Source organism: Mycobacterium sp. ABE4_509, assembly GCF_056160785.1.
Map to the genome: position 1 here is coordinate 1 of NZ_JBSWXU010000215.1, position 6,552 is coordinate 6,552.

The 6,552-nt window shown below is 68.6% G+C and carries 6 protein-coding genes; 2 read left to right on the top strand and 4 right to left on the bottom strand.

Annotated elements, in window-relative coordinates; genetic code table 11:
* Window positions 1–71 precede the first annotated feature (71 nt).
* Complete coding sequence (gene ehuD, locus ACXAID_RS26525) at window positions 72–731, top strand: ectoine/hydroxyectoine ABC transporter permease subunit EhuD (protein ID WP_475025169.1); 660 nt, start codon at window positions 72–74, stop codon at window positions 729–731.
* A gap of 1 nt (window position 732) precedes the next feature.
* Window positions 733–1,497, top strand: coding sequence for an ectoine/hydroxyectoine ABC transporter ATP-binding protein EhuA (gene ehuA, locus ACXAID_RS26530; RefSeq protein WP_475025164.1), 765 nt, complete (start codon window positions 733–735; stop codon window positions 1,495–1,497).
* A gap of 19 nt (window positions 1,498–1,516) precedes the next feature.
* Here the strand turns inward: ehuA and ACXAID_RS26535 are convergent, their stop codons facing one another.
* From ACXAID_RS26535 to ACXAID_RS26550, 4 genes are all read right to left on the bottom strand, one after another.
* Complete coding sequence (locus ACXAID_RS26535; RefSeq protein ID WP_475025165.1) at window positions 1,517–1,657, bottom strand: hypothetical protein; 141 nt, start codon at window positions 1,655–1,657, stop codon at window positions 1,517–1,519.
* A 195-nt stretch (window positions 1,658–1,852) separates the two neighbouring features.
* Window positions 1,853–4,219, bottom strand: coding sequence for a RelA/SpoT family protein (locus tag ACXAID_RS26540; protein ID WP_475025166.1), 2,367 nt, complete (start codon window positions 4,217–4,219; stop codon window positions 1,853–1,855).
* Window positions 4,220–4,260: 41 nt separating this feature from the next.
* A complete protein-coding gene (locus ACXAID_RS26545) occupies window positions 4,261–4,818 on the bottom strand; it encodes an adenine phosphoribosyltransferase (RefSeq protein WP_475025167.1) in 558 nt (185 codons plus the stop codon).
* Window positions 4,815–6,473, bottom strand: coding sequence for an ABC transporter substrate-binding protein (locus ACXAID_RS26550; protein WP_475025168.1), 1,659 nt, complete (start codon window positions 6,471–6,473; stop codon window positions 4,815–4,817). Before ACXAID_RS26550 ends, ACXAID_RS26545 begins: the two co-directional genes overlap by 4 nt.
* Between the last annotated feature and the right edge of the window lie 79 nt (window positions 6,474–6,552).

Here is a 6,552-nt window from a genome sequence, read left to right on the forward strand (position 1 = left end):
GCGCTGGTGGGCCGGCAGCCGCCGGCACGCCGCGGCGCGCTGGCGCTGTTCCGCCGCCGGGAAACCCGGCGATGATCTGGGACTGGCAGTACGCCGCCGAGGTGTTTCCCGACATCGTCGTCAACGGCCTGCGCATCACCGTGGTGGCCACCGTGTTGGGCTCGCTGCTGGCTTACACGCTGGGGCTGGTGCTGACGTTGCTGCGACGCTCACCGATCCGGGCGGTCCGGTCGGTCACCTGGGCGTTCATCGAGTTCGTCCGCAGCACACCGCTGTTGGTGCAGATCTTCTTCTTTTTCTTCGTGCTGCCCGACGTCGGGGTGCGCTTCGACCCGTTGACGACCGGCGTGATCGCGCTCGGCGTGCACTACGCCACCTACACCGCCGAGGTCTACCGCGCCGGCATCGAGGCGGTGCCTCCGGGGCAGTGGGAGGCCGCGGTCGCGCTGAACCTGCCGCGGCGGCGAACATGGACGGCGGTGATCCTGCCGCAGGCCGTCCCCCGGGTGCTGCCCGCACTGGGCAACTACACCATATCGATGCTCAAGGAGACTCCCCTGCTGCTGATGATCGGTGTCCTCGACATCGTCGGAGTGGCAAACCAGCTGGGGTCGAGGGCTTTTCGCTATGTGGAGCCGATCACCATCGCCGGTGTGCTGTTCCTGGTGCTGAGCTACTCGGCGTCCCTACTCGTGCGATGGATGGAGCGACATGTCCGATACGCCAACTGACATGATCCGATTCGACCGGGTGGTCAAACGCTTCGACGACACCGTGGTGCTCGACGGGCTCGACTTCACCGTCGCGCCCGGGGAGTTCGTCACCCTGATCGGGCCCAGCGGGTCGGGCAAGACGACCATCTTGCGGCTGCTGATGACCCTGGAGCAGCTCAGCGAGGGCCGCATCTACGTCGGCGGGGACTGCTTGAGCCACATGTCCCGCCGCGGCCGCGAGGTGCCCGCCGACGAGAAGTACCAGCACGCAATCCGCAAACGGATCGGCATGGTGTTCCAGCAGTTCAACCTGTTTCCCAACATGCGGGTTCGGCAGAACATCACCGAGGGCCCGATCCACGCGCTCGGGTTGGCGCGCGACGAGGCCGAGGAGCGAGCCGACAAGCTGCTCGACCTGGTCGGTATCGCCGACAAGGCCGACGCGCACCCCACCCAACTCTCCGGCGGCCAGCAGCAGCGGGTGGCCATCGCCCGGGCGCTGGCGATGCAGCCCGACGTGCTGCTGCTCGACGAGGTGACCTCGGCGCTGGATCCCGAACTGGTCACCGGCGTGCTGGCCCTGCTCAAGGACATCGCCGCCAGCAGCGACATCACCTTTCTGTGCGTGACGCACGAGATGAACTTCGCCCGAGACGTTTCCGACCGCGTGATGATGTTCGACGCCGGCCGCGTCGTCGAGGATGCCTCGCCGGACAAGCTGTTCAGTGACCCCGACCATGAGCGCACCCGCACTTTTCTGCGTGCGGTGCTCGAACGGGGCTAACGCCTGGCCCGAACCGGACTCAGGCCGTGACCAGGGTCATCGGTTTCTCGCAGCACACTTCCTTGTGCTCCATCTCGGGCGGGCACGGGCACTCCTTCTCGTAGACCAGCACCGCCCCGCAGTCCTTGCATTCGTACCGGTCCCCGGCCTTGCGCGCCATCGTCGTCCTCCTGTCATGCACTCATGCCTATGTCTGCACGCTATCTCCGCGGCGAAACACCGGATACGGCCGAAAGTCCTCAACGCTCACACAGCCGAATCACTGTGCGGATTGGTACGCCGGCCGCGGCGTGTCACGGATGAAACCGCACGGTCGGGGCGGCCGGCGCTTGCGCCGCTACCGCCCCACTGCGGCTCAGGCCGCGGACGTGACGCGGTAAACGTCGTAGACGCCCTCCACGTTGCGCACCACGTTGAGTACATGGCCCAGATGCTTGGGATCGCCCATCTCGAATGTGAACCGGCTGATCGCCACCCGGTCGTTGGATGTCGTCACCGACGCCGACAGGATGTTGACCTTCTCATCGGCCAGCACCCGGGTGACGTCGGAGAGCAACCGGTGCCGGTCGAGCGCCTCGACCTGGATGGCCACCAGGAACACCGACGACGGCGACGGCGCCCACTGCACGTCGATGATGCGCTCGGACTGCTCCTGCAGCGATGCGGCGTTGGTGCAGTCGGTCCGGTGCACGCTGACACCGCCACCGCGGGTGACGAACCCCATGATGTTGTCCCCCGGGACCGGGGTGCAGCACTTGGCCAGCTTGGACAGCACACCGGGCGCCCCCGGCACCGCCACCCCGACGTCGTCGGAACTGCGCTGGCGCACCGGCATCGTCGCAGGGGTGGACCGTTCGGCCAGTTCGTCGGTGGCATCGTCGTCGCCGCCGACCTGGGCCACCAGCCGCTGCACCACATGGCGGGCCGAGACGTGCCCCTCGCCGACCGCAGTGTAGAGCGCGGAGACGTCGGCGTAGCGCAACTCGCGGGCCAGGGCACCGATCGAGTCGGCGGTCATCAAGCGCTGCAACGGAAGTCCGCCGCGACGCACCTCACGGGCGATGGCGTCCTTACCGGCTTCGAGCGCCTCCTCGCGGCGCTCCTTGGCGAACCACTGCCGGATCTTGGCTTTGGCCCTCGGTGAGACCACGAAGGTCTGCCAGTCGCGCGACGGACCGGCATTGGGCGCCTTGGAGGTGAAGATCTCGACGACCTCACCGTTCTCCAGCTTGCGTTCCAGCGCGACGAGCCTGCCGTTGACCCGGGCGCCGATGCAGTGATGACCGACCTCGGTGTGCACCGCGTAGGCGAAATCCACCGGCGTGGACCCGGTCGGCAGCGTGATCACATCACCTTTCGGGGTGAAGACGAAGATCTCCTGCACCGCCAGGTCGTAGCGCAGCGACTCCAGGAACTCGCCGGGGTCGGCGGCCTCACGCTGCCAGTCGAGCAGTTGACGCATCCACGCCATGTCGTCGATCTCGGCGGCGGCGTGACTCGGGGGCGCCGCGTTGCGCCCCTTGGCCTCCTTGTAGCGCCAGTGCGCCGCGATGCCGTACTCGGCGGTCTTGTGCATGTCGAAGGTGCGGATCTGCACCTCCAGCGGCTTGCCCTCCGGACCGACCACCGTGGTGTGCAGCGACTGGTACACCCCGAACCGGGGCTGGGCGATGTAGTCCTTGAACCGCCCGGCGATCGGCTGCCACAGCGAGTGCACCACCCCGACCGCGGCGTAGCAGTCGCGCACCTCGTCGCACAGGATCCGCACCGCGACCAGGTCGTGGATGTCGTCGAAATCGCGGCCCTTGACGATCATCTTCTGATAGATCGACCAGTAGTGCTTGGGCCGCCCCTCGACGACGGCGTTGATCTTCGACGCCGACAGCGTCGCGTTGATCTCGGCTCGCACCTTGGCCAGGTAGGTGTCGCGCGACGGAGCCCGGTCGGCGACCAGCCGGACGATCTCCTCGTACTTCTTGGGGTGCAGGATCGCGAACGACAGATCCTCGAGCTCCCATTTCACCGTCGCCATGCCGAGCCGGTGCGCCAGCGGGGCGATGACCTCAAGCGTCTCGCGGGCCTTGCGGGCCTGCTTCTCCGGCGGCAGGAAGCGCATGGTGCGCATGTTGTGCAGCCGGTCGGCGACTTTGATCACCAGCACCCGCGGATCGCGCGCCATCGCGATGATCATCTTGCGGATGGTCTCGCCCTCGGCCGCGGTGCCCAGCGCCACCTTGTCCAGCTTGGTCACCCCGTCGACGAGGTGACCGACCTCGGTGCCGAACTCCTCGGTCAGCGCGTCGAGCGTGTACCCGGTGTCCTCGACGGTGTCGTGCAACAGCGCCGCCACCAGAGTCGTGGTGTCCATGCCCAGTTCGGCCAGGATGTTGGCCACCGCCAGCGGGTGGGTGATGTAGGGGTCACCGGAGCGGCGCATCTGGTCGGCGTGGCGCTCTTCGGCCACGTCGTAAGCCTTCTGCAGCAGCGTCAGATCCGCCTTGGGATAGATCTCGCGGTGCACCGCGACCAGCGGCTCGAGAACCGGGTTGACGGTGCTGCGCTGGGAGGTCATCCGGCGCGCCAGCCGGGCCCGCACCCGGCGCGAGGCGCTGGTCGGCTGCTTGGGCACCTCCAGCGGCTGGGTCTCGGGGCCCGGCCCGGCCGTCCCGGACGGCTGCACAGCCTGGCCCGCGCGACGATCCGTGTTCACCTCGCCGGCCATTGTTCACCTCCCGGGACTGTTCCCCTTCGCAGGATATCCGTTCAGACCGTGTACAGGCTGGTGACGGGTAGCGGTTCGAGCGCAGCCCGCCCGCCCAGGGCGGACAGCTCCAGCATCACCACCGCCCGGGTCACCTGGGCGCCGGCGGCGGTGAGCAGCTGGTGTGTCGCCTTCAGGGTGCCCCCGGTGGCCAGGACGTCATCGATCACGACGATGGAGCGCCCGGACAGATCGATCCCCTCGGCCGGCACCTCGAGGGTCGCGCTGCCGTATTCCAGCGTGTAGGTCTCGCTGAGCACCGGCGGTGGCAACTTGCCGCCCTTGCGGACGGCCAGCACACCGATGCCCAGTGCCAGGGCCACCGCGCCGCCGAGCAGGAATCCGCGGGCGTCCACCCCGGCCACCAGGTCGGCGCCGCGGGCGAGTTCGGCGATGGCGCCGCTGACCTCGGCCAGCCCCCGCGCGTCGGCCAGTACCGGCGTCAGATCCTTGAACTGGATGCCCGGTTCGGGAAAGTCGGGCACCTCACGCAGCAGCGAGGCGATCACCACGGAAACGTCAGGGACATCAGGGCCGGTCGGGTCTTCTGTTTGGCTCATTCGCTCAGCTTCCAACGGTCCATGTTCCACCCGGCACCCCATCGCGTCGGATTCGCGCTCACCGCATACATCTTGGTCGACGTGACCAGGGTTCGCTGCTGACGGTACAGCGGCAGGGTCGGCATGTCCGCCCACAGGATCGGCCCCGCCTCGGCGAGCAACCGGGCCATCTCCTTGGGATCGTTGATCACCGCGATGGTCGAGATGATCCCGTCGATCCGCTCGTTGGCGTACCGGGGCAGGTTGTTGCCGTTGGCGCTGTGCAGGGTGTAGGCGTCCACCGCCGAGGACCCCGACGAACCGCTGCCCGCGGCCCCGCCGGTGCTGGCGATCAGCACGTCGATCTGATTGTCGCGCAGCGCCGATGGGCCGGTGCTCTCGGTGGCCACGTCCTCGACGGTGATGCCGGCGGCAGCGCAGGATCGCGCGATCGCGCCGACCGTCGCGGCCAGCCGCGCATTGGGTGTCTGATATCCCATCCGCACGGTGAGCGGCTGCCCGTCCAGTGCGGCGCGCGCCGCGTCCGGGTTGGCGACAGCGAATTCACCGGCCTGCGGGGTGGCCTCGGCGGCACCGTAGGCGTCCTCGGTCGCGGTGTTGAGCCGGGAGTTCACCACGGGCACCTCGGCGTTGCGCGCGATGACGTCACGGGGGGTGCACAGCGCCACCGCGCGGCGCGCCGGAGTGGCCGACAACGGCCCCTGCGGAGCGAAGATGAGCTGCTCCACACCCGCCGACGCCGACTCCGAGCCCTCGTAGTCGTCGGGCAGGTTGAGCAGACCCAGCGAGCCGGACGCGATGTCGACGACGTCGTAGGCGCCCTCGTTGACCCGGTCCTGCATGTCGGGGCTGCGCGGATGCACGGTGACCCGGCCGGTGACCGGCATGGTGCCCCACCACCGGTCGTTGGCCACCAGCACCACCGACCCGTCGGCACCGACCGAGTCCAGCTTGTAGGGACCCGAGGACGGGAAGCGCTTGAGGTCCAGGTCCGGGCTCAGATCCCAGATGGTGTTCCACGCCTGGGCGATCCGTTCGACGACGGGGCCGTCGTTGTCGAGCAGGGCCCTGGTCACCCCGCCGTCGCCGAGGCCGAGCTCATCGGCGATGACATGCGACGGCATCATCGAGGTCGCCGCGAACAGCTGCCCGTAGTCGGTGAACGCCCGGTCCTGGGCGAAGGACACCCGCGCCTTCTTCTGCCCCGGTACGCACTCGACGGTGGCGATGTCGGTGTATCCGGCGCGGCTGGCGGCGTCGAACGCCGGGAACCGGCCGGACTGCGACACCCAGGCCAGCACCATGTCGTCACAGGTGACCGGTTTGCCGTCGGAGTACACCGCTTCCGGCTTGATCTCGTAGTCCAGCATCAGCGGGGTGCGCCCCACCACGGAGATGTTGCCGAAGTCGTGGTCGCCGACGATCTGCCCCTCCGGGCCGTGATAGTTGAAGCCCGTCAACGCCCGCGAGAACGCCTGCGGGCCACCGGAGGCCGCTCCGGCGACCGTGTTGGTGTTGTAGGTGACCAGCGCACCGTCGACGGCGTAGTCGATAGAGTCGGCGGCCTCGTCGGCGCAGGCCGTCAGCCCCACAGCGCCGGTCAGACCCAGCACGGCGGCCACGGCGGTGACGCGTCGCGCCCAGTGGCGTGCCATGGGGGCTACCGCTTCCGCGGGCTGCGCTTACCCGACGGTCGCCCGGTCCTGCTGGAGGTGGGCCGGACGGGGCGGGCGC